Raw genomic sequence first — 20,751 nt, forward strand, 5'->3', positions numbered from 1 at the left:
CTTTCTCGTGTCGAGGCGACGGTCGGCGGACCATGCGTCTGACGTCAACGTGGCTGCGACAGGAATATTCCGGATCGGAGCAGGCCGGTAGGCTGGTTCCGACATGATCCAGACCATTGACCTGCGCGGTTCCCAGACTACCCGCGCCGAACTGCTCGCCCTGATTCCGCGCCCGGTCGTCGACATCGCCGTCGCCAGTCAGGCGGCCGAACGCCTGATCGCCGAGGTTCGAACCGACGGCGAGTCCGCGCTGAGTCGTCACGCCGCAACCTTCGACGGCGTCGCCGACGTGTCCATCGCCGTGCAGCCGGCCGAGATCGCGGATGCCGTGCGCTCGCTCGCACCGTCCGTGCGCGAGGCGCTTGAATCAGCCATCTCCCGTGTCCGCGAGGCCACGACGGCGCAGCTCCACGCCCCGGTGACCACGACGATCGGTCCAGGTGCGCGCATCCACCAGCGGTGGCAGCCGGTGGACCGTGTCGGACTGTATGTGCCAGGGGGCAAAGCCGCCCTGGCATCGAGTGTCGTCATGAACGTCGTGCCAGCGCAGGTTGCTGGAGTGGGCTCGGTCGCCCTCGCGTCACCCGCCCAGCGCGACCACGGTGGCCGGGTGCACCCGACCATCCTCGGTGCAGCAGGACTCCTCGGGATCGAAGAGATCTACACGATGGGTGGAGCGAGTGCGATCGGCGCCCTCGCCTACGGCGTTCCCTCGCTCGGGCTCGATCCCGTCGACGTGGTCACCGGTCCTGGAAACATCTACGTGGCCGCGGCCAAGCGCCTCGTCCGCGGCGTTGTCGGTATCGACTCCGAAGCCGGCACGACGGAGATCCTCGTCATCGCAGACGGGGGAGCGGATGCCCGACTCGTCGCCGCCGACCTCATCAGCCAGGCCGAGCACGACGAAGCCGCCGCATCCCTGCTCGTCACAGATTCAGAGGACCTCGCGGGTGCGGTCGCCAAAAACCTTGTCGAGCTCACAGCGACCACCACCCACTCGGTCAGGGTCGGCGAGGCACTCGGCGGCCCGCAGTCAGCGATCGTCCTCGTTGACGACCTTGCCGCTGCTGCGCGATTCAGCAACGCGTACGGTCCTGAGCACCTCGAGATCCAGACCGCAGACGACGATGCCGTGCTCGGGCTCATCACGAGCGCAGGCGCGATCTTCCTCGGCGCGCACTCACCGGTCAGCCTCGGCGACTATGTCGCGGGTTCCAACCACGTCCTGCCGACGGGGGGACAGTCCCGCTTCGCCTCCGGGCTCGGCGCTTACACCTTCCTGCGACCTCAGCAGGTCATCGAGTACGACCGCCAGGCGCTCGAAGCTGTCGCAGACCAGGTCGTCGCGCTTGCGCGGGCCGAGGCTCTTCCCGCCCACGGTGACGCGGTGGCCGCCCGGTTCACATCGGAATCGTAGGCCGGTCGCTCCACTAGTCTTGACACATGTTCTGCCCGTTCTGCCGCCATCCCGATTCGCGTGTCATCGACTCCCGCACGAGCGATGACGGACTCTCGATCCGCCGCCGCAGACAGTGCCCGGAATGCGGTCGTCGGTTCTCCACCACGGAGACTGCCAGCCTCAACGTGATCAAGCGGAGCGGCGTCGTCGAGCCGTTCAGCCGGGAGAAGGTCGTCTCGGGTGTCAGGAAGGCGTGCCAGGGTCGCCCCGTCACCGACTCCGACCTCGCGATCCTCGCCCAGAAGGTGGAAGAGTCGATCAGGCAGACCGGCACGAGCCAGATCGACGCGAACGAGATCGGTCTTGCCATCCTCACCCCACTCCGTGAACTCGACGAAGTCGCGTACCTGCGATTCGCCAGCGTCTATCAGGCCTTCGACTCGCTCGAGGACTTCGACGAAGCCATCACCCTTCTCCGCAGGGAACACACCAGCTCGGAGGAGCAGGCGGATGCCGGCACCCCGGCACAGCAGGCCTGACGCCACGCGCACGGTAGCCTTTCTTCCGCATGTATCGCTTCTTCTTCTCCCACGTCCTGTCCAGGCTAGATCCTGAACGCGCCCACCACCTCGCATTCACGGTCATCAAGGCCGTGCCGACGATCAGACTGACTGCGGCCGTTCGCCGGTTCACCCGGCCGTCGGCCGACCTGGGAGTCGACACCCTCGGCCTGCATTTCGACACCCCGTTCGGTGTCGCGGCTGGGTTCGACAAAGACGGTGAAGCGGTTCTCGGCCTCGGGGCTCTGGGGTTCGGTCACGTCGAAGTCGGCACGCTCACCGCGCACTCGCAGCCGGGCAACCCCCGCCCGAGACTCTTCCGACTCATCCCGGACCGCGCTGTGATCAACCGCATGGGGTTCAACAACGGGGGAGCGGCGTCTGCCGCCCGTCGCCTCGCTCGCCTGCGCGCCATTCCCGGCCGGCCGGTGCTCGGTGTGAACATCGGCAAGAGCCGGGTGGTCGGAGTCGATGATGCGATCGGCGACTACCTCACCAGCACCAGGCTGCTTGCCCCTGTCGCCGATTACCTCGTCGTCAACGTCAGCTCTCCGAACACGCCGGGCCTCCGCGGTCTCCAGGAACTCGACAAACTCGCTCCTCTGCTCACGGCGGTCAAGCGGGCAGCAGGTTCGACGCCATTGCTCGTGAAGATCGCACCGGATCTCACTGACGACGAAGTGCGCCGCATCGCCGAGCTCGCGGTCGATGTCGGCCTCGACGGGATCATCGCCACCAACACGACGATCGCGCGCACGGGGTTGACCACACCGGCAGAGACCGTGACAGCGGCCGGCGCGGGCGGACTCTCCGGGGCGCCTCTCGCCGCGCGATCCCTTGAGGTCCTGCGGCTCATCCGCGCCAGCGTTCCGGCTGAGCTCTGTGTCGTCTCCGTCGGCGGAGTCGAGACCGCAGCAGACGTCGCTGAGCGGCTGGCCGCCGGAGCGACGCTCGTCCAGGGTTACACGGCGTTCCTCTACCGCGGTCCGCTCTGGGCGCGCCAGATCAACCGCGGGTTGTCGCGCATCCGTCCGTCTCGCTGAGCCGCTGGATCAGGCCGGGCGCTGACCGCGCTTGACCTGAGGCTTCGGCAGGCGGAGCACGCGCATCTGGAACGCTCGCATCGCGGCGTACCAGCGGACGCCCCGCTCCACGGAAGACTCACCGAACTTCGCGGCGAGCTTCTTCTTCACCGAGATGCCCAGCCAGATGCCATCGAGCACAGCGATGGCGAAGAACGCCCAGAGCAACAGCATTGCGTAGACCTGCACGATCGGTGGGAAAAGCGTCAGGATGATGACGACGAACATCACCGGGATGAGAAACTCGCCGATGTTGAAGCGGGAGTCGACGAAATCACGGACGAATCGCTTCTGCTGGCCGCGGTCACGGGCAGGCAGGTAGCGTTCGTCACCGGCCGCGAGACCGATCCTGGCCTTCTCTCTGGACTCGGCGAGTTTGGCTTTCGCCGCCTTCTGGGCTTCCTTGCGGTCGCCGGGAACGAGCGGGCGCTTGTTCAGCGCCTCACGCTCCTTGCGGGTCGGCGTCGCGCGGCCCTTGCCTGGGTTTCCGGCAAGACGATCTGCCGTCTCTTCGGGCGTCTCGAGCACGGGCTCGATGGGGGAGTCTGGAGTCTGCTTGGTCACGATGATTCCTTGCGCTGGATATCTCTTAAGATTACCTCCATGACCGATACCACCGAGAACGTCTCGCAAACCCCGTCAGCCGTCGACGATGCGATCCGCACCGCCGTCGCTGGCGGATTGCCGTCCACCATCGCCGATCTCTCGCGTCTGGTGCGGATTCCGAGCGTGTCCTGGGCGGCGTTCGATCCCGCTCATGTGCGGGAGAGTGCGGATGCCGTCGCCGCGCTCGTTCGTGGAACCGGTGTTTTCGACAGCGTCGAGATCGCCCAGGCTCCGGTGGGCGACGGAGGCGAGCTCGGACAGCCGGCCGTCCTTGCCACCCGCAGCGCCAGGAACGGGCGGCCAACAGTGATGCTCTATGCCCACCACGACGTGCAGCCTCCCGGCAACGACGAGGACTGGGACTCGAAACCGTTCGAGCCGACCGTCCGTGGAGACCGAATCTACGGCAGGGGTGCCGCAGACGACAAAGCAGGAGTGATGGCGCATATCGCCTCCCTGCGGGCCCTGGTCGAAGCCGTCGGAGAGGATTTCGATCTGGGGCTCTCGCTGTTCATCGAGGGTGAAGAGGAGTTCGGCTCCCGGTCGTTCGCGAACTTCCTCAGCGCCAACCGTGACGCTCTGGCCGCAGACGCGATCATCGTCGCCGACTCGGCCAACTGGGATGAGACCACCCCGGCCCTGACCATCGGCCTGCGCGGTAACGTCACGTTCCGGCTGACCGTGAAGACGCTCGAGCATGCCTCGCACTCCGGCATGTTCGGGGGAGCCGTCCCCGACGCCATGCTCGCCGGCATCCGTCTTCTTGCGACTCTCTGGGATGACGACGGATCCGTCGCGGTCGACGGGCTGACCCGCTCGGACGGATCGACGCCCGACTACTCCGAGGCGCAGCTCCGCGCCGAGACCGGCCTCCTTCCCGGGGTGAGCCCGATCGGAACCGGTTCGATCCTCAGCCGGATCTGGTCGCAGCCGTCGATCACGGTGACCGGGATCGACGCGCCCACCGTCGCGAACGCCTCCAACACGCTTTCGCCGTCGATCGCGGTCAAGATCAGTGCGCGCGTCGCCCCCGGGCAGACGGCGCACGACGCAGCGGATGCGATCGAGAAGCACCTCAGGGCACACGCGCCGTTCGGGGCGGAAATCGCGATCGACGACGTCGACCTCGGAGATCCGTTTCTCGTGAACACGAGTGGTTACGCTGTCCGTGAGGCCAAGCGTGCGATGGCGGATGCCTGGGGTGTCGAGCCGGTCGAACTGGGCATCGGTGGGTCGATCCCGTTCATTTCCGATCTCGTGCGGGAATTCCCTCAGGCCGAGATCCTCGTGACGGGCGTTGAGGACCCGCACTCGCGTGCCCACAGCCCGAACGAGTCGCTGCACCTCGGTGTGTTCCACCGGTCTGTACTCGCCGAGGCGCTCCTGCTCGCCAGGCTCAACGCCGCTCTGAAATGACCCGTCCTCTGCACAGCGGGAATGCACCCAGCATGCACGCGGTTACCGTGCGTAGAATGAATACGATTTCGCAGACCCCTGCGAGCACGACGAACCAAGGAGAGTCATGAGCGACACGACGCTGACATCCGCCCCGACCGCCCACGGCGTCGGTTTGAGCGACACGGCAGCAGCCAAGGTGAAGAGCCTGCTCGAGCAGGAGGGACGCGACGACCTGCGACTGCGCGTCGCCGTGCAGCCGGGAGGCTGCTCAGGCCTCATCTATCAGCTCTACTTCGACGAGCGGGTCCTCGACGGAGACGCCACAGTCGACTTCAACGGAGTCGAAGTGATCGTCGACAAGATGAGCGTCCCGTACCTCGATGGAGCATCCATCGATTTCGAGGACACCATCCAGAAGCAGGGTTTCACCATCGACAACCCGAACGCCGGCGGCAGCTGCGCCTGTGGAGACAGTTTCCACTAGGACAATTTTCAGGAACTCATGCAGGGGACGCGCCGGGGACGGCGCGTCCCCTGTTCCTTTTCCGGCGCACAGAGCCGCAGGAAACCGGGCAGCGCGTGCGAAATGGTCGAGAGCGGGTGCCTCCATCGGGCTAGACTGATGGCTGTAACAACACTGTCATCGAAAGGTCCCAGGTGCGCTCGAATCGTCGACTCCGATGGGCTGCTATACCGGTTGCTCTCACGCTTGCCGTGGTTCTCGCCGGCTGTACCCAGGCCGAACTGCACGGCTATCTCCCCGGTTTCGTGGAGGGCGAAGCGCCCGTCACGAACCACACCGAGCGCATAGCCGGTCTGTGGACAACGTCATGGATCGTCCTCCTCGGAGTCGGTCTCCTGACCTGGGGTCTCATCATCTGGGCCATCGTGGTCTACCGCCGCAGGAAAGGCCAGACCGGCCTTCCCGTCCAGATGCGCTACAACATGCCGATCGAGATCTTCTACACGATCGTCCCTCTCATCCTCGTGCTCGGATTCTTCGCCTTCACGGCGCGTGACCAGGCCGCGATCGAGACGCAGTACGAGAACCCGGATGTCGAAATCGAGGTTTTCGCGAAGCAGTGGGCGTGGGACTTCGTCTACTCCGGCGCCGTCGACGGCGAAGACGTCTGGTCGGCTGGCGTCCAGGCCGAGCAGGAAGAAGGAGCCGCGGCAGGCACCATCGACCAGGAGAAGCTCCCGACCCTGTACCTGCCGGTCGGCGCAGACGTCACCATCGCGCTCCAGTCGCGCGACGTCATCCACTCCTTCTGGGTCATCGACTTCCTGTACAAGAAAGACATGTTCCCCGGCAAGACCAACTACATGTCGTTCTCTCCGGAGCGTGAGGGAACCTACGCCGGCAAATGTGCGGAACTCTGCGGCGAATACCACTCCCTGATGCTCTTCAACGTCGAGGTTGTCTCGCAGGAGGAGTACGACGCCTACCTGCAGTCCCTCGCGGACGACGGAAATGTCGGCGACTTCGGTGAGGACTTCTCTCGTAACACCAACCTGCCGGGAACCGCGCCAGCTCGCGGCGAAGGAGAGGGCAACTAGTCATGGCTACAACACTCGAGATCCCCGCGGGCCAGGCCAGCGTCCTCAACAAGAACGCGACCCAGCGCAAGGGCAACATCATTGTCAGCTGGATCACCTCGACCGACCACAAGACGATCGGGTACATGTACCTGATCGCGTCATTCGTGTTCTTCTGCATCGCCGGCGTGATGGCACTGATCATCCGCGCTCAGCTCTTCGAGCCCGGGCTCAGCCTCCTCGAAACCAAGGAACAGTACAACCAGCTGTTCACGATGCACGGCACGATCATGCTGCTGATGTTCGCGACCCCGCTGTTCGCCGGTTTCGCCAATGCGCTGATGCCGTTGCAGATCGGTGCGCCTGACGTCGCGTTCCCCCGACTCAACGCATTCGCCTTCTGGCTCTTCCTCTTCGGCAGCCTGCTCGCCGTCGGCGGGTTCCTCACCCCTCAGGGTGCAGCATCCTTCGGCTGGTTCGCTTACGCCCCGCTGTCGAGCACGACGTTCTCGCCGGGAATCGGAGGCAACCTCTGGGTTCTCGGACTCGCGCTTTCCGGGTTCGGCACCATCCTCGGTGGCGTGAACTTCATCACGACCATCATCACGATGCGCGCACCGGGCATGACGATGTTCCGGATGCCGATCTTCACCTGGAACACACTCGTCACCTCGCTGCTCGTCCTGATGGCGTTCCCGGTCCTCGCGGCCGCGCTCTTCGCCCTCGGTGCCGACCGCGTCTTCGGTGCCCACATCTACGACGCCGAGAACGGCGGAGTGATTCTCTGGCAGCACCTATTCTGGTTCTTCGGTCACCCCGAGGTCTACATCATCGCGCTGCCGTTCTTCGGCATCGTCTCCGAGGTCTTCCCGGTGTTCAGCCGCAAACCGATCTTCGGATACAAGACCCTCGTCTATGCGACGATCTCGATCGCAGCATTGTCCGTCACCGTGTGGGCTCACCACATGTACGTGACCGGATCCGTTCTGTTGCCGTTCTTCTCACTGATGACCATGCTCATCGCGGTTCCGACCGGAGTGAAGATCTTCAACTGGGTCGGAACGATGTGGCGCGGCTCGGTGACGTTCGAGACCCCGATGCTCTGGGCGATCGGATTCCTTGTCACGTTCACCTTCGGTGGGCTGACCGGTGTCATCCTTGCGTCGCCTCCGCTCGACTTCCATGTGTCCGACAGCTACTTCGTCGTCGCGCACTTCCACTATGTGGTGTTCGGAACCGTGGTCTTCGCGATGTTCAGCGGGTTCTACTTCTGGTGGCCCAAGTGGACAGGCAAGATGCTCAACGAGAAGCTGGGTTACTGGCACTTCTGGTTGCTGTTCCTCGGTTTCCACACCACCTTCCTGATCCAGCACTGGCTCGGTGTGATCGGGATGCCGCGCCGGTACGCCACGTACTCGCCTGAAGACGGCTTCACCTGGATGAACCAGCTCTCGACGGTCGGATCGATGATCCTCGCCCTCTCGATGCTGCCGTTCTTCCTCAACGTCTACATCACGGCGCGCAAGGCGCCGAAGGTCACCGTGAACGACCCGTGGGGCTACGGCGGTTCGCTCGAATGGGCGACCTCCTGCCCGCCCCCGCGTCACAACTTCACCTCCATCCCGCGCATCCGTTCCGAACGCCCCGCGTTCGACCTGAACCACCCCGAGGCCGGCATCCCTGTCGGAATCGGCCCGGCGAAGGACGCACCGGATGCACCCACGTACGACCGCGCGGAAGGCGAAGTCAAGTAATGAAGGCGAACGTCAACCTTTTCTGGATCCTTGCGGTCTTCTTCGTCCTCGTCACCGGGGTCTACGTCTACTGGAGCCTCGCGGCTGCGGAGGAGATCGAGTGGGTCGGAACCGTGGCGCTCGCGCTGTCGGCTCTGCTGGCACTGTTCCTCGGCTTCTACCTCAACCAGGTGCACCGTCACCAGGGTGGAGAGCTGCCCGAAGACACGCTCAGCGCCAACATCGACGACGGGGATCCCGAGATCGGGCACTTCAGCCCGTGGAGCTGGTGGCCCATCATCATGGCCGCCGGTGGAGCGCTCATGATGCTCGGGCTGTCGGTCGGCTTCTGGATCTCGTTCATCGCTGCTCCGCTGCTTCTGGTCGCGGTCATCGGCTGGACCTACGAGTACTACCGCGGTTACCACGCTCACTGATACCCAGCACGCTCGACAAACGGCCAGGCGCGTTCGCGCCTGGCCGTTCGTGCATCTACCGTCAGCCCCTCCGGCGCAGGGTGACAACGGTGACGGATGCCGTGACGCTGGCTGGAACATCCGCCCCTGATCCTCCACCGTCACGGCTGTGGTGAGCCGACGGACCCATCCCGATCAACAGCGCGAGAGTCTCGCGGTCGAGTTCCATACGGAAGGTCACCTCGGCCCGAGCTGTTTCGACGAAGAGCGCGGACGCGGACCGGACGAGGTCGTCGGCCTTGCCGCCGGGAACGTCGAGAGCGAGGCCGGCGTCGCGGGCCTCGCGGAGGTGGTCTCCGGTGGGAACCACGGCGATGAGGCATCCGTCATCGGCGAGCACCCGGGCGAACTCGGGCAGGTTCCGCGGAGCGAAGACACTGAGCAGTAGGTCCTGTGAGGCGTCAGCGAGGGGGAGAGGCTGCCACACGTCGAGGACGACTCCGACGGCGTCCTGCACCGCGCTGACAGCCATCCTGACCGCATCCGGTGACAGGTCGGCGGCGAGAGGCAGCGCATTCGGCAGGACGGAGACCAGTGCGTCGAGGTAGTACCCCGTTCCGCAGCCGACCTCGGCGACCCGCCGTCGCCCGGGCACGGCTTCGAGGGCTGCAGCACCCGCCGCCGCGACGGCGCTCGCTATCGGCGCATACCACCCGGTGTCGAAGAATCGCGATCGCGCGGTGAGCATGGCTACGCTGTCGCCGACGACGCGCGTGCGTGGAGGCAACAGTGAGATGTACCCGCGCTTGTTGACATCGAAGCGGTGCCCGGCGTCGCAGCCCAGGGTGAGAGCGCCTGCGGGGGAGAGCGGACGCGAGCCGGTGCCGGCGGAGAAACAGAAAGGGCAGCGAAGATTCTCTGCCAGTGTGGAGAGGATCAACGCTGCCCGATCAGTTGGGGGACGGGGTCCTAATGGTGGTCGTGCGACGATTCGATCTCGGTCTGAGAGACCGGGTCGATGCGATCCTCGAAGAACCAGCGCGAGAAGCCGGCTCGGGCGCGCTGCGCGACCGAGATCTGTCCGCGTGCGTTCGGGCGGATCATCAGCGGCTTGTAGCTCTCGTGGCTGACGAGCTTCCAGCGCTCGTACTCGTCGACCGGCTCGTGAACCTCGATGTACTCGCCACCGGGGAGGCGAACGATGCGTCCGGACTCGTAACCGTGGAGAGCGATCGAACGGTCCTTCTTCTGCAGCGCAAGACAGGTCCGCTTGGCGACGAAGTAGGCGATGATCGGACCGAGGATCAGCAGGGCCTGCAGGGTGTGGATGACACCCTCCATCGTGACGTGGAAGTGCGTCGCGATGATGTCCGAGCTTGCTGCGGCCCAGAGGACGGCGTAGAAGGTGACACCCGCAGCGCCGATGGCGGTGCGTGTTGCCGCGTTGCGCGGGCGGTCGAGGATGTGGTGCTCCCGCTTGTCGCCGGTGATCCACGCTTCGAGGAAGGGGTAGATCAGCACGAGAACGATGAACAGCCCGATGACCGCGAGCGGAACGAGGATTCCGAACGACAGCGTGTGATCGAACAGCACGATGTCCCAGTTCGATGGTGCGAGTCGGAGGCCGCCGTCGGCGAATCCGATGTACCAGTCAGGCTGGGTTCCTGCCGAAACCGGTGATGGGTCGTACGGGCCGTAGTTCCAGATCGGGTTGATCGTGAACAGCGAGGCGATCAGCATCACGACACCGAAGACGATGAAGAAGAATCCACCGGCCTTCGCTGCGTAGACGGGGAGCACAGGGAATCCGACGACGTTCTGCTGCGTGCGGCCCGGTCCGGCGTACTGGGTGTGCTTGTGCACGACGACGAACAACAGGTGGAGGGCGATGAGCACGAGGATGATCGCCGGGAGCAGCAGGATGTGCAGTGAGTAGAGTCGGCCGACGATGTCGGTGCCGGGGAACTCCCCACCGAAGAGCAGGAACGACGTCCAGGTTCCGATGAGCGGAATTCCCTTGACCATACCGTCGATGATGCGCAGGCCGTTGCCCGAGAGCAGGTCGTCTGGCAGTGAGTATCCGGTGAAGCCTTCTGCCATCGCGAGGATGAAGAGGATGAAGCCGATCACCCAGTTGAGCTCACGCGGCTTGCGGAACGCACCGGTGAAGAAGATGCGCAGCATGTGCAGGCCGATGGAGGCGACGAAGAGAAGCGCAGCCCAGTGGTGGACCTGCCGCATGAGCAGACCACCGCGGATGTCGAAGGAGAGATCGAGGGAAGATGCCATTGCGGCAGACATCTCCACGCCCTTGAGAGGAACGTATGAACCCTCGTAGTGGACCTCGGCCATCGACGCCTGGAAGAAGAACGTCAGGAAGGTACCGGACAGCAGGATGATGACGAAGCTGTACAGCGCCACCTCGCCGAGAAGGAACGACCAGTGGTCGGGGAAGATCTTGCGGCCGAGCTCCTTGACGGCGGTGGAGATACTCGTTCGCTCATCGATGTAGTTCGACGCTGCGGCGGTGAAGCCGCCTGACTTCTTCGCCGGAGTCGTTGTCGTGGGTTCGGCCGGAGCCGTGACGGTGTTCAATGACGCTCCCAGAAACTCGGGCCGACAGGTTCGCGGAAGTCGCTTTGTGCGATGAGGTAGCCCTCGTCGTCGATCGCGATGGGAAGCTGCGGGAGGGGACGGGCTGCCGGTCCGAAGATCACGGCGCAGTGGTTGGTGACGTCGAACTGCGACTGGTGGCACGGGCAGAGCAGGTGGTGGGTCTGCTGCTCGTACAGTGCGACGGGACAGCCGACGTGGGTGCAGACCTTGGAGTATGCGACGATTCCGTCGTACGACCAGTCCTTCTTGTCCTCATCCTCGACGAGGTCTTCGGGCTTGAGCCGCATGAGCAGGACGATGGCCTTGGCCTTCTCCTCGAGGTAACCCTCGGAGTGCCCGACGCTGGCCAGTTCCTCCGGAATCACGTGGAAGACGGAACCGACGGTGACATCGGATGCCTTGATCGGCACACCGGACGGGTCGCGGGCGAGACGGTCGCCCTCTTTCCACATCGTGTGCTTGAGCAGGTCGACCGGGTTCTGGTTCTCGGGTGCCAGGCCGCGGAACAGCACGACCGCCGGGAGCGGGAAGGCGATGAGAGCACCGATGAGGCTGTTGCGGATCAGTGAACGCCGCCCGAAACCCGACTCGGTATTTGCTTCGTCGAAGATCTCAACGGCGCGGGCCCTGGTCTCGTCCGAGCCGCGAACCGGGTGGCGGAGGTCGATGCCTTCTTCATCGTGCATGAGTGCCTTGCCCCAGTGCACAGCGCCGATACCGATGGCGAGGAGAGCGAGAGCGAGGCCCAGACCGATGAAGAGGTTGTTGAGCCGGACCGATTCCAGGTTTTCCGGGATGATCGGGAACGCCATGTAGGCCGCGATGGCGAAGATGCTGCCGACGATCGAGAGGTAGAAGAGGGTGTAGACCGTGCGCTCAGCGCGCTTCTCTTTCTTCGGCTCGATGTCGGTGACGCGGTGCCGGTGCGGGGGGAAACCCGGGTTCGGGATCGCGTCCGCGGCCACAACCGCCGTGCCGACCGCATGTTCGATGCCGTGGCCGTGGTCTGACGAGTCCGCAGCGGCGAGTTCCTTGCCGCTGTTACCGTCCTGTGCCATGGTGCTCCTTTGTAGTGCTGCGTGTAGTCATGTCTGTCTAGTTCGACCGTGCCGTGATCCACACGGTGATCGCGACGATGGTGCCGAGACCGAAGATCCAGAGGAACAGGCCTTCGGCGACCGGGCCGAGCGAGCCGAGCTCGTTTCCGCCGGGCGAGGGGTTGTTCTCGATGAACTTCAGCGCTGTGATGATGTCGCGCTTGTCTTCGGGAGAGAGATTGGCGTCGTTGAAGACGGGCATGTTCTGGGGGCCGGTGACCATGGCCTCGTAGATGTGCTCGGGAGCGACACCACCCAGGGGAGGAGCGAACTTACCCTGGGTGAGAGCACCGCCCGCTCCTGCGACGTTGTGGCACATGGCGCAGTTGATGCGGAACAATTCGGCACCGTTGGCCGTGTCACCCTCGCCGTCGAGCAGTGACTCGTCGGGGATGCCGGGGCCGGGAGCCGTCGTCGCCACGTACTGGGCGAGTGAGAGGATCTGGTCTTCGGTGAACTGGACGGGCTTCTCGGGCGCCTGCGGGCCGTGGGCCTGCATCGGCATCCGGCCGGTACCGACCTGGAAGTCGACGGCGGCAGCGCCGACACCGATCAGGCTGGGTGCTTCAGCGGTGCCCTCGAGGTCGAGTCCGTGGCAGGAGGCGCAGTTCGCTGCGAAGAGCTTCGCACCGTCTTCGACACTGGCTGTCGTGACCGCGGCAGGGGTCTCGGCATTCGCCGTCGTGGTGGAGAAGGCGGCGTAAGCGCCCCCGGTGAAGAGCAGCCCGGCGGCGATGAGAGAAATCGTGGCGAGAGGGGAGCGGCGGCCCTGCTTACGGCTCTTGCGAGCGGAGGGCGATGGTGTCCTGAGCATTCGTGTGAAGTCTTCCGGTTGCTATTTCAGTATGTAGATGACGAAGAAGAGACCGATCCAGACGACATCGACGAAGTGCCAGTAGTACGAGACGACGATGGCGGTCGTCGCTTCCTTGTGGCCGAAGGCCTTCACTGCGTACGAACGACCGATCACGAGAAGGAAGGCGATGAGCCCGCCCGTCACGTGGAGGCCATGGAACCCGGTGGTGAAGTAGAACGCGGAACCATAGGCGTTCGAGGAGAGGGTGACGCCTTCGCTGACGAGCGTGGCGTACTCCCAGATCTGACCGGCGACGAAGATGGCCCCAAGCGCGTAGGTGATGAAGAACCACTCCACCATGCCGAGCTTCCAGCCGATGGCGCGTGGCTGCATCCTCTCGGCTGCCCACACACCCAGCTGGCAGGTGAACGACGAGGATACGAGGATCGCCGTGTTCACTGCCGAGAAGGGAATGTTGAGGAGGGCGGTCTCGCTGGCCCACAGGTCCGGCGCAACCGAACGGAGGGTGAAGTAGATCGCGAAAAGCCCGGCGAAGAACATGACCTCACTGCCCAGCCACACGATGGTGCCAACGGCGACAGTGTTCGGCCGGTTGATCTTCGGGGCTCTCGCCGCATAGTTCAATGAAGTGCTCGTCACTGTTCCATTATGGCCGATATCCCGGAGGGTTTTTCGCAATGGCTGCCCCTCGGACCCGAGTCGTTACTAAGGCTGACCTTAGTTTCGACCGGGAGTCGACCGTGAATTCGCCGGAGTGCTGCGGATCGATACCATTTGAGCTATGTCTGATTCCCCGAACTGGCCGTACATCCTCACCGAACTGCTTTCCGGTGCCGACCTGAGCGTCGCCGAAGCGACCTGGGCGATGGAGCAGGTCATCAGCGGGGAGGCGTCGTCTGCACAGATCGCCGGCTTCCTCGTCGCGCTGCGTGCGAAGGGCGAGTCCGTCAACGAGATCGTGGGGTTCCGTGATGCGATCCTCGAGCGATCGGTGGTGCTCCCCGTCGACTCGATGGCCCTCGACATCGTCGGCACAGGAGGAGACCGCTTCGGGACGGTGAACATCTCGACCATGGCCTGCATCGTCGTCGCCGCCACCGGTGTCCCAGTGATCAAGCACGGCAACCGCGCGGTCAGCTCGACGTCCGGCGCGAGCGACGTGCTCTCCGAGCTGGGAATCGATCTCACCCTGTCGGCTGACGCCGTGGCATCCGCCCTGACAGACACCGGGATCACCTTCGCTTTCGCCTCTGCGTTCCACCCGGGATTCCGGCACGCAGCGCCCGTCCGCGCCGACCTCGGAGTACCGACGGTCTTCAACTTCCTTGGCCCGCTGTGCAATCCGGCCAGACCGGAGGCGTCGGCCGTCGGTGTTGCGCAACTCGACCGCGTTCCGCTGTTCGTCGGGGTATTCCAGACTCGCGGGGCAACCGCTCTGGTTTTCCGCGGCGATGACGGTCTCGACGAGCTCACGACCACCGGTCATTCGCACATCTGGGAGGTCAGCAACGGCCTGGTCACCGAACACGACCTCGACCCGCGGGATCTCGGAATCGCCCGATCCCGCATGAGTGACCTCGTCGGCGGCGACCCTCGGCACAATGCCGCCGTCGTCCGCCGGGTTCTTGCGGGCGAGGACGGACCCGTGCGCGACATCGTCCTTCTCAACGCCGCAGCCGGGCTGGTGGCGTACCGGCTGGCCGAGGACCCTGCCCAGATGCAGGTCGGCATCCTCGAGCGATTTGCCGAGCAGCTCGAGGTCGCCAGGGAGTCGATCGATTCGGGCCGCGCGGCCGCCAAACTCGACGAGTGGGTCGCCTCGACCCAGGGGCGTCCTCGAAGCGCCTGACACCCCTTCCATGCGCGTGCCAGTGGCCGCTAGGTTGAGTGCAGGCTGCCCCAGCCGGCATTCGCTCAACAGGAGAGTTCAATGAAGAAGCTCATCAACGACCCCAAGAACGTGGTCACCGAAGCGGTCGAAGGTTTCGCCGCGGCCCACGCGGACATTGTGCGTGCCTCGCTCGATCCCATCTTCCTCGTCCGGTCGGATGCCCCGTCGGGCAAAGTCGGAATCGTGTCAGGTGGGGGGAGCGGCCACGAGCCGCTCCACGGCGGGTTCGTCGGCTACGGCATGCTCGACGCCGCGGTCCCCGGCCCGGTGTTCACCTCACCGACTCCCGACCCGATCGTGGCAGCGACGGCGGCGGTCGATGGCGGCCGCGGTGTGCTCCACATCGTCAAGAATTACACGGGAGACGTGCTCAACTTCGAGACGGCGGCCGATCTGGCCGGTGCAGACGGCATCGAGGTGCGGAGCGTTATCGTGAACGACGACGTCGCTGTACAGGACTCTCTCTATACGGCCGGGCGGCGTGGGGTCGCAGGAACGGTGCTCGTGGAGAAGATCGCCGGTGCGGCCGCGCAGCGCGGCGATTCCCTCGACGAGGTCACGGCTGTCGCAGAGAAAGTGATCGGCCAGGTGCGGTCGATGGGCGTTGCGCTCACGCCGTGCGTTGTGCCGCACGCCGGCGAGCCGAGTTTCGTGCTCGAGGATGACGAGATCGAGATCGGGATCGGCATCCACGGCGAACCTGGCCGGGAGAAGATCAAGCTCCAGCCCGCAGACGCGATCGTCGACCGCCTGCTCGGACCGATCCTCGATGACCTGCCGTTCGCCTCGGGAGACCGAGTCCTTCTTCTCGTCAACGGGATGGGCGGCACGCCCCAGGTCGAGCTCTACATCGTCTACCGTCATGCCGCGAAAGTCCTGGCCGATCGCGGCATCGAGGTGGCCCGGATGCTCGTCGGCAACTTCACGACCTCCCTCGAGATGCAGGGCATGTCGCTCTCCGTGCTCAAACTGGACGACGAGCTGACCGAGCTGTGGGACGCCCCTGTCCAGACCGCCGCTCTGCGTTGGGGTCGTTGATACCGTGAGCGACAGCCAACGAGAGGAAAACAGATGAGCCTGGGCACCGCGTGGACCGTCGACTGGGTGCGGGCGAGTGCTGCGGTGATCGCCGAACACCGGACGGAACTCATCACCCTCGACCGTGACATCGGCGACGGTGACCACGGAGAGAACATGGACAGGGGGTTCTCCGCGGTTCTGGCCAAGCTCGACGACGTGGCAGCCGACGCGATCCCGGCCGACGTGCTCAAGCTCGTTGCGACGACCCTCATTTCCACTGTCGGCGGCGCAGCGGGCCCGTTGTATGGCACCGCCTACCTCAAGGCAGCCGGAGCGGTCGCAGGCAAGTCCGACCTCGACGGGGCTGCACTGGCTGCCCTTCTCCGCGCCGCGAAAGACGGAATCGTGCTGCGCGGAAAGGCGCAGCCGGGCGACAAGACCATGATCGACGCGTGGGCTCCGGCAGTCGACGCTGCCGATGCCGCCGTCGGCGATGGGGCAGATGCTGTGACCGTGCTCGCCGCGGCCGCGGAGGCGGCCGAGTCCGGTGCCACGGCAACCGAGCCGCTGATCGCTCGCAAAGGCAGGGCCAGCTACCTCGGGGAGAGGGCTATCGGCCACCGTGACCCCGGCGCACAGTCGACGGCGCTCCTCCTGCGGGCCGCCGCCGATGTCGCCGCATCCTCTGGCGCCGCGTCATGACCGTCGGGCTGGTTTTCGTCTCACACAGTTCGAAGATCGCCTCGGGTCTCGTCGAGCTCGCCGCGCAGATGGCACCGGATGTTGCTCTCGTCGCGGCCGGCGGCACGGAGGGCGACGGAATCGGAACGAGCTTCGATCTCGTCACCGATGCCGTCGCTCGGGCCGACTCCGTCGACGGCGTGGTGATCCTGTGTGACCTGGGTTCCGCCATCCTCACCGCAGAGACGGCGCTGGACTTTCTCGACGACGACGTGCGCGCACGGGTGATGATCGTCGATGCTCCGCTCGTCGAGGGGGGAGTGGCCGCCGCCGTTGCCGCCCAGACCGGGGAGGATCGGGACGGAGTCGCCACAGCTGCGCGCACCGCCTACGACTCCGGCCGGACCGAAACGCAGGCGCCCCAGCCGGAAGCGACCGCAGGACCAGACAGCGGCGGGTACTCCCGCGTCGTGACGGTACTCAACCGCGACGGGCTGCACGCACGACCTGCTGCGGATTTCGTGAAACTCGCCGGCACCTTTCCCGTGCGCGTCACCGTCAACGGTAAGGATGCCAAGAGCCTGCTGGCGATTATGGCTCTCGGGCTCGTGCGTGGCCGCGACGCGGAGATCGCCACCGACGACCCAGACGGCAGAGGAGCGGTCGACGCTCTCGCCGACCTCGTCGCATCCGGGTTCGGGGAGGACTAAGCCGTCGAATACCACCGGCTGTGCCCGGTGTCGCTCAGATGTCACATTTCGTCGCCCGGGTCCCGTCTGAGCGACAGGTTGTGGCAACTCAGGGCGGTAGATCGGGCCCAAGTTCCGACAGCGCCGCGGAAAATCCTGAGAATTCATCAATTTCGGGGGTACCATGGGGCATGGTCCGGATCAAGAACGTGAAGACCACCGACGGCCGGCTGGTCCGGTCTGCTGCGTGGGTCGACCGCAAGCTGATACCCGTCTTCGGCCCGCCGCCTGTCGGCTCGCTTGTCGAAGACGACCGCGCCCCGTCCACCTCGTGCCCGGTCTGCGGGCATCCGATGGGGGAGCACCGTATCGATCATTCAACGCCCAACGCCATCCTCGAATGCCCGGCACCGATCGATCACACCCTCGAATACAACCACCACTCGCCCCTCGACGAGTTCGGCATGCCGTCGCGAACGCCGCGTCGCCCGGCGAAGCGCGGATGAACGACACCGCAACACCAGCCCCAGACGACACGAGTACGACGTGGGCTGGCAGCGCGTTCCGGCGTGCCGACGATCGACTCGAGGCGTCATTTCGCACCAGGGACTTCGCCACCGGCGCCCGTCTCGTCGCCGCGATCGCCGAGGTCGCTGAAGAGCTCGGGCATCACCCGGATCTGACCCTGACATATGCACGCGTGGACGTCTTTCTCTCGTCGCACGACGCCGGGGGAGTGACGCACCGCGATCTGGAGCTTGCACGCCGCATCGACTCCGCCGCTGCTCGTGTCGGAGTCGATAACGCAACCGGCGAATAAGAGGGCAGAACAGCGAAACGGCGACGACGCGTGAAGCGATCGTCGCCGTTCCTGTGCTGGGCTCAGCGCGTCTGGATGTCCACGTGTTCGGCTGTGCCCGCGCGGTCGTTCCTGCTACGCGGCCGTGAGAGCTGGGCGGCTTCGAGCGCTTCAGCTTCCTCTCCGCCGATGGCTTCACCGCGTGCGACGAGCCCGGCGACGTCCGAGAGCTTGATCTGCTTGAGGAACAGAGACAGCAGGAAGGCCAGGCCGATGAACGGGATCAGGTACCAGAACACCGGCGCGAGTGCATCGGCGTACGCCGTCACGACTCCATCGCGGATCGCATCCGGTAGCTGGCTCAGCGTCTGCGGGTCGAGGGTCGCCGTGGCGCTCTCGGCGTCGGATGCGCTCGCTCCGGCTCCGGCGAAGACGCCGGTGAGGTTCTCGGTCAGCCTCGTCGTGAAGATCGTTCCGAAGACCGCGACGCCGAGGGACGCACCGACCTCACGGAAGTAGTTGTTCGTGCTCGTGGCGGTTCCGACGAGAGACGCGTCGACCGAGTTCTGCGTGACCAGAACGACGACCTGCATGATCATGCCCAGTCCTGCTCCGAAGACGAACAGGTAGACACAGATGAGCCAGATGGGCGTATCGGCGGCCAGCGTCGTCATCGCCACCATGGCCACTCCGGTGATGAGAGTGCCGAGGATCGGGAAGATCTTGTACTTTCCTGTCCGGGAGATCGCGATGCCAGAGCCGATCGACGTGCCGATGAGGCCGACCATCATGGGGAGCATCAACAGGCCGGATGCCGCCGCCGACGTTCCTGACGACATCTGGAGGAAGGTCGGCACGAAACCGATCGCCGCGAACATTCCCAGCCCGAGGGTGAGGCCGATTGCCGTCGCGTTGACGAAGATCGGGTTCTTGAAGAGAGCGAGCGGAATGATCGGGTCCTTGGCCTTCGACTCGACGAGCACGAAGAGCAGCGCGGCGACGACCATGCCGATACCGAAGAGCCAGGTTTCGACCGCATCCCAACCGTGATCGGCGTCGCCACCGAAGTCGGTGAAGAAGATGAGGCAGGTGGTGAAGGCAGACAGCAAGAGAACACCGAGGATGTCGATCGGCGCTGTCGCTTTCTTGCTCGGAAGTTTGAGAGTGAACCAGGCGACGGCGAATGCGGCGATCCCGACCGGGATGTTGATGTAGAACGCCCACTGCCAGGTCATGTGATCGACGAAGAAGCCGCCGAGAAGCGGGCCGCCGACGGCTGACAGGCCGAAGACCGCGCCAAGCGGGCCCAGATACTTGCCTCGTTCGGAGGCGGGCACGATGTCGGCGATGATCGCCTGCGAGAGGATGATCAATCCGCCGCCACCGAGACCCTGCACGGCGCGCCAGACGATGAGCTGAGTGAAGTCGCCCGCGAATGCACAGCCGACAGACGCGATCGTGAAGAGGGCGATCGCGATGAGGAACAGGTTCCTGCGTCCGAGGACGTCGCCGAATTTGCCGTACACCGGCATGACGATGGTCGTCGCCAGCAGGTAGGCGGTCGTGAGCCAGACCTGGTGCTCAACACCGCCGAGTTGTCCGACGATCGTGGGCATTGCCGTTGAGACGATGGTCTGGTCGAGGCTGGAGAGCAGCATGCCGGCGATGAGCGCGGCGAAGATGATCCAGATCCTGCGTTGGGTGAGGAGAAGCGGAGCTTCTGCAGTCGATGTCACTGGTCGGCCTTTCGGGGGAGAGGAGGTGTGAGGACCGCGCGGACGGCGGCGAGGGATTCGAGGATGGCCGCGCCGAAGTCTTCGGCCACGCGGGGATCTGAGATGCGGTCGGCCGTCGAGCGCAGGATGGTCGACACGATGTCGATGGCGGCTCGGGCCAGCGGGTCGTCGGCGGGAACGCCCTCGCGGGCGGCGACCATGGCGACGAGCCCCTGCTCCCGCTCCCGGCCGGCACCGATGAAACGGGCGAGCAGCCGGGGTTCGCGCTCGAGCACGGTCATGAACGCGATGTGTTCGGATGCGTTGTGACCCGCGGAGCGGATGTGCTGCACGGCGAGGTCGGCGAGGTCGTCGACCACTGCGGTCCAGCCCCGTGACCCGCGCGCCCGGAAGTCGTCGGCCATCTTCGACATCTCGTCGTTCTCGTCGGCGATCCCGAGGACGGCGTCCTCCTTCGACGGAAAGTAGTTGAAGAAGGTGCGGCGCGAGATCCCGATGTCGCTGCACACCTCTTCGATGGTGAAACCGTTCAGCCCCCGGTCGGCGGTGAGGCTCCGGCAGAGCAGGGTGAGCTGCGTGGCCGTCGCCTGCTTGCGCAAAGTTGCGCGCGTCCCAGTTGCACTATCGTTCATAGAGTGCACTATTGCACTTTCAGATCCAATGTGCAAACTT

Annotated in this window: 22 protein-coding genes; 14 read left to right on the forward strand and 8 right to left on the reverse strand. The window is 65.0% G+C overall.

The genetic code is table 11. From position 1 onward, the window contains the following. Positions 1–103 precede the first annotated feature (103 nt). From hisD to IWX78_RS04480, 3 genes are read left to right on the forward strand one after another with little or no spacing between them, the layout of a single operon-like run. A complete protein-coding gene (hisD, locus tag IWX78_RS04470) occupies positions 104–1,417 on the forward strand; it encodes a histidinol dehydrogenase (RefSeq protein WP_196832261.1) in 1,314 nt (437 codons plus the stop codon). A gap of 26 nt (positions 1,418–1,443) precedes the next feature. Further along, on the forward strand, positions 1,444–1,938 hold the full coding sequence (gene nrdR, locus IWX78_RS04475; protein WP_196832262.1) for a transcriptional regulator NrdR: 495 nt from the start codon (positions 1,444–1,446) through the stop codon (positions 1,936–1,938). A gap of 29 nt (positions 1,939–1,967) precedes the next feature. Next, positions 1,968–3,002: a quinone-dependent dihydroorotate dehydrogenase gene (locus IWX78_RS04480; protein WP_196832263.1), complete on the forward strand. Its 1,035-nt coding sequence runs from the start codon at positions 1,968–1,970 to the stop codon at positions 3,000–3,002. A gap of 9 nt (positions 3,003–3,011) precedes the next feature. Here IWX78_RS04480 and IWX78_RS04485 read toward each other — a convergent pair whose 3' ends face one another. Then, positions 3,012–3,608 (reverse strand): DUF3043 domain-containing protein, encoded by a 597-nt coding sequence (locus IWX78_RS04485; RefSeq protein ID WP_442929218.1) that lies wholly within the window; start codon positions 3,606–3,608, stop codon positions 3,012–3,014. Positions 3,609–3,644: 36 nt separating this feature from the next. On the opposite strand from IWX78_RS04485, the gene IWX78_RS04490 reads away from it, so the two are divergent. From IWX78_RS04490 to IWX78_RS04510, 5 genes are all read left to right on the forward strand, one after another. Next, the gene (locus tag IWX78_RS04490) at positions 3,645–5,063 is read left to right on the forward strand and encodes a dipeptidase (protein WP_196832264.1); all 1,419 of its coding nucleotides are present in this window, start codon (positions 3,645–3,647) and stop codon (positions 5,061–5,063) included. Between the two features lie 106 nt (positions 5,064–5,169). Then, positions 5,170–5,529 (forward strand): iron-sulfur cluster insertion protein ErpA, encoded by a 360-nt coding sequence (gene erpA / locus IWX78_RS04495; RefSeq protein ID WP_196832265.1) that lies wholly within the window; start codon positions 5,170–5,172, stop codon positions 5,527–5,529. A 173-nt stretch (positions 5,530–5,702) separates the two neighbouring features. Then, complete coding sequence (gene ctaC / locus IWX78_RS04500) at positions 5,703–6,605, forward strand: aa3-type cytochrome oxidase subunit II (RefSeq protein WP_196832266.1); 903 nt, start codon at positions 5,703–5,705, stop codon at positions 6,603–6,605. Between the two features lie 2 nt (positions 6,606–6,607). Then, positions 6,608–8,338 (forward strand): aa3-type cytochrome oxidase subunit I, encoded by a 1,731-nt coding sequence (gene ctaD, locus IWX78_RS04505; RefSeq protein WP_196832267.1) that lies wholly within the window; start codon positions 6,608–6,610, stop codon positions 8,336–8,338. Continuing rightward, the gene (locus IWX78_RS04510; RefSeq protein WP_196832268.1) at positions 8,338–8,754 is read left to right on the forward strand and encodes a cytochrome c oxidase subunit 4; all 417 of its coding nucleotides are present in this window, start codon (positions 8,338–8,340) and stop codon (positions 8,752–8,754) included. The genes ctaD and IWX78_RS04510 overlap by 1 nt, the downstream gene beginning before the upstream one ends. A gap of 61 nt (positions 8,755–8,815) precedes the next feature. Here IWX78_RS04510 and IWX78_RS04515 read toward each other — a convergent pair whose 3' ends face one another. From IWX78_RS04515 to ctaE, 5 genes are read right to left on the reverse strand one after another with little or no spacing between them, the layout of a single operon-like run. Next, a complete protein-coding gene (locus IWX78_RS04515) occupies positions 8,816–9,673 on the reverse strand; it encodes a methyltransferase domain-containing protein (RefSeq protein ID WP_196832269.1) in 858 nt (285 codons plus the stop codon). A 29-nt stretch (positions 9,674–9,702) separates the two neighbouring features. After that, a complete protein-coding gene (gene qcrB, locus IWX78_RS04520) occupies positions 9,703–11,328 on the reverse strand; it encodes a cytochrome bc1 complex cytochrome b subunit (RefSeq protein WP_196832270.1) in 1,626 nt (541 codons plus the stop codon). Further along, positions 11,325–12,407, reverse strand: coding sequence for a cytochrome bc1 complex Rieske iron-sulfur subunit (qcrA, locus tag IWX78_RS04525; RefSeq protein WP_196832271.1), 1,083 nt, complete (start codon positions 12,405–12,407; stop codon positions 11,325–11,327). The genes qcrB and qcrA overlap by 4 nt, the downstream gene beginning before the upstream one ends. 37 nt (positions 12,408–12,444) lie before the next feature. Beyond that, complete coding sequence (qcrC, locus tag IWX78_RS04530; RefSeq protein ID WP_196832272.1) at positions 12,445–13,260, reverse strand: cytochrome bc1 complex diheme cytochrome c subunit; 816 nt, start codon at positions 13,258–13,260, stop codon at positions 12,445–12,447. Positions 13,261–13,281: 21 nt separating this feature from the next. Beyond that, a complete protein-coding gene (ctaE, locus tag IWX78_RS04535; protein WP_196832273.1) occupies positions 13,282–13,902 on the reverse strand; it encodes an aa3-type cytochrome oxidase subunit III in 621 nt (206 codons plus the stop codon). 142 nt (positions 13,903–14,044) lie between these two features. Here ctaE and trpD point away from each other — a divergent pair, with 142 nt between their 5' ends. The 6 genes from trpD (at position 14,045) to IWX78_RS04565 (ending at position 18,364) form a co-directional block, all read left to right on the forward strand. Then, complete coding sequence (gene trpD / locus IWX78_RS04540; RefSeq protein WP_196832274.1) at positions 14,045–15,112, forward strand: anthranilate phosphoribosyltransferase; 1,068 nt, start codon at positions 14,045–14,047, stop codon at positions 15,110–15,112. Between the two features lie 81 nt (positions 15,113–15,193). Next, complete coding sequence (gene dhaK, locus IWX78_RS04545; RefSeq protein ID WP_196832275.1) at positions 15,194–16,192, forward strand: dihydroxyacetone kinase subunit DhaK; 999 nt, start codon at positions 15,194–15,196, stop codon at positions 16,190–16,192. Between the two features lie 33 nt (positions 16,193–16,225). Then, complete coding sequence (dhaL, locus tag IWX78_RS04550) at positions 16,226–16,876, forward strand: dihydroxyacetone kinase subunit DhaL (RefSeq protein WP_196832276.1); 651 nt, start codon at positions 16,226–16,228, stop codon at positions 16,874–16,876. Beyond that, on the forward strand, positions 16,873–17,565 hold the full coding sequence (gene dhaM, locus IWX78_RS04555; protein WP_196832277.1) for a dihydroxyacetone kinase phosphoryl donor subunit DhaM: 693 nt from the start codon (positions 16,873–16,875) through the stop codon (positions 17,563–17,565). Before dhaL ends, dhaM begins: the two co-directional genes overlap by 4 nt. Before the next feature lie 170 nt (positions 17,566–17,735). Continuing rightward, entirely contained in the window at positions 17,736–18,050 is a 315-nt protein-coding gene (locus IWX78_RS04560) for a hypothetical protein (protein WP_196832278.1), read from the forward strand. Continuing rightward, positions 18,047–18,364: a 4a-hydroxytetrahydrobiopterin dehydratase gene (locus IWX78_RS04565; RefSeq protein WP_196832279.1), complete on the forward strand. Its 318-nt coding sequence runs from the start codon at positions 18,047–18,049 to the stop codon at positions 18,362–18,364. Before IWX78_RS04560 ends, IWX78_RS04565 begins: the two co-directional genes overlap by 4 nt. A gap of 62 nt (positions 18,365–18,426) precedes the next feature. Here IWX78_RS04565 and IWX78_RS04570 read toward each other — a convergent pair whose 3' ends face one another. Further along, positions 18,427–20,079, reverse strand: a complete 1,653-nt coding sequence (locus IWX78_RS04570; RefSeq protein WP_196832280.1) for an MDR family MFS transporter — start codon at positions 20,077–20,079, stop codon at positions 18,427–18,429. Then, positions 20,076–20,711, reverse strand: coding sequence for a TetR/AcrR family transcriptional regulator (locus IWX78_RS04575; RefSeq protein ID WP_196832281.1), 636 nt, complete (start codon positions 20,709–20,711; stop codon positions 20,076–20,078). The genes IWX78_RS04570 and IWX78_RS04575 overlap by 4 nt, the downstream gene beginning before the upstream one ends. Positions 20,712–20,751: the final 40 nt, after the last annotated feature.

This window comes from Mycetocola sp. CAN_C7 (genome assembly GCF_015752285.1).
GTDB lineage: Bacteria > Actinomycetota > Actinomycetes > Actinomycetales > Microbacteriaceae > Mycetocola_A.

Bases quoted from the DNA above. Each gene is read 5' to 3' on its own strand.
- hisD (WP_196832261.1), top strand. From the start codon at position 104: ATGATCCAGACCATTGACCTGCGCGGTTCCCAGACTACCCGCGCCGAA.
- nrdR (WP_196832262.1), top strand. From the start codon at position 1,444: ATGTTCTGCCCGTTCTGCCGCCATCCCGATTCGCGTGTCATCGACTCC.
- IWX78_RS04480 (WP_196832263.1), top strand. From the start codon at position 1,968: ATGTATCGCTTCTTCTTCTCCCACGTCCTGTCCAGGCTAGATCCTGAA.
- IWX78_RS04490 (WP_196832264.1), top strand. From the start codon at position 3,645: ATGACCGATACCACCGAGAACGTCTCGCAAACCCCGTCAGCCGTCGAC.
- erpA (WP_196832265.1), top strand. From the start codon at position 5,170: ATGAGCGACACGACGCTGACATCCGCCCCGACCGCCCACGGCGTCGGT.
- ctaD (WP_196832267.1), top strand. From the start codon at position 6,608: ATGGCTACAACACTCGAGATCCCCGCGGGCCAGGCCAGCGTCCTCAAC.
- IWX78_RS04510 (WP_196832268.1), top strand. From the start codon at position 8,338: ATGAAGGCGAACGTCAACCTTTTCTGGATCCTTGCGGTCTTCTTCGTC.
- qcrA (WP_196832271.1), bottom strand. From the start codon at position 12,407: ATGGCACAGGACGGTAACAGCGGCAAGGAACTCGCCGCTGCGGACTCG.
- qcrC (WP_196832272.1), bottom strand. From the start codon at position 13,260: ATGCTCAGGACACCATCGCCCTCCGCTCGCAAGAGCCGTAAGCAGGGC.
- trpD (WP_196832274.1), top strand. From the start codon at position 14,045: ATGTCTGATTCCCCGAACTGGCCGTACATCCTCACCGAACTGCTTTCC.
- dhaK (WP_196832275.1), top strand. From the start codon at position 15,194: ATGAAGAAGCTCATCAACGACCCCAAGAACGTGGTCACCGAAGCGGTC.
- dhaL (WP_196832276.1), top strand. From the start codon at position 16,226: ATGAGCCTGGGCACCGCGTGGACCGTCGACTGGGTGCGGGCGAGTGCT.
- dhaM (WP_196832277.1), top strand. From the start codon at position 16,873: ATGACCGTCGGGCTGGTTTTCGTCTCACACAGTTCGAAGATCGCCTCG.
- IWX78_RS04560 (WP_196832278.1), top strand. From the start codon at position 17,736: ATGGTCCGGATCAAGAACGTGAAGACCACCGACGGCCGGCTGGTCCGG.
- IWX78_RS04565 (WP_196832279.1), top strand. From the start codon at position 18,047: ATGAACGACACCGCAACACCAGCCCCAGACGACACGAGTACGACGTGG.
- IWX78_RS04575 (WP_196832281.1), bottom strand. From the start codon at position 20,711: ATGAACGATAGTGCAACTGGGACGCGCGCAACTTTGCGCAAGCAGGCG.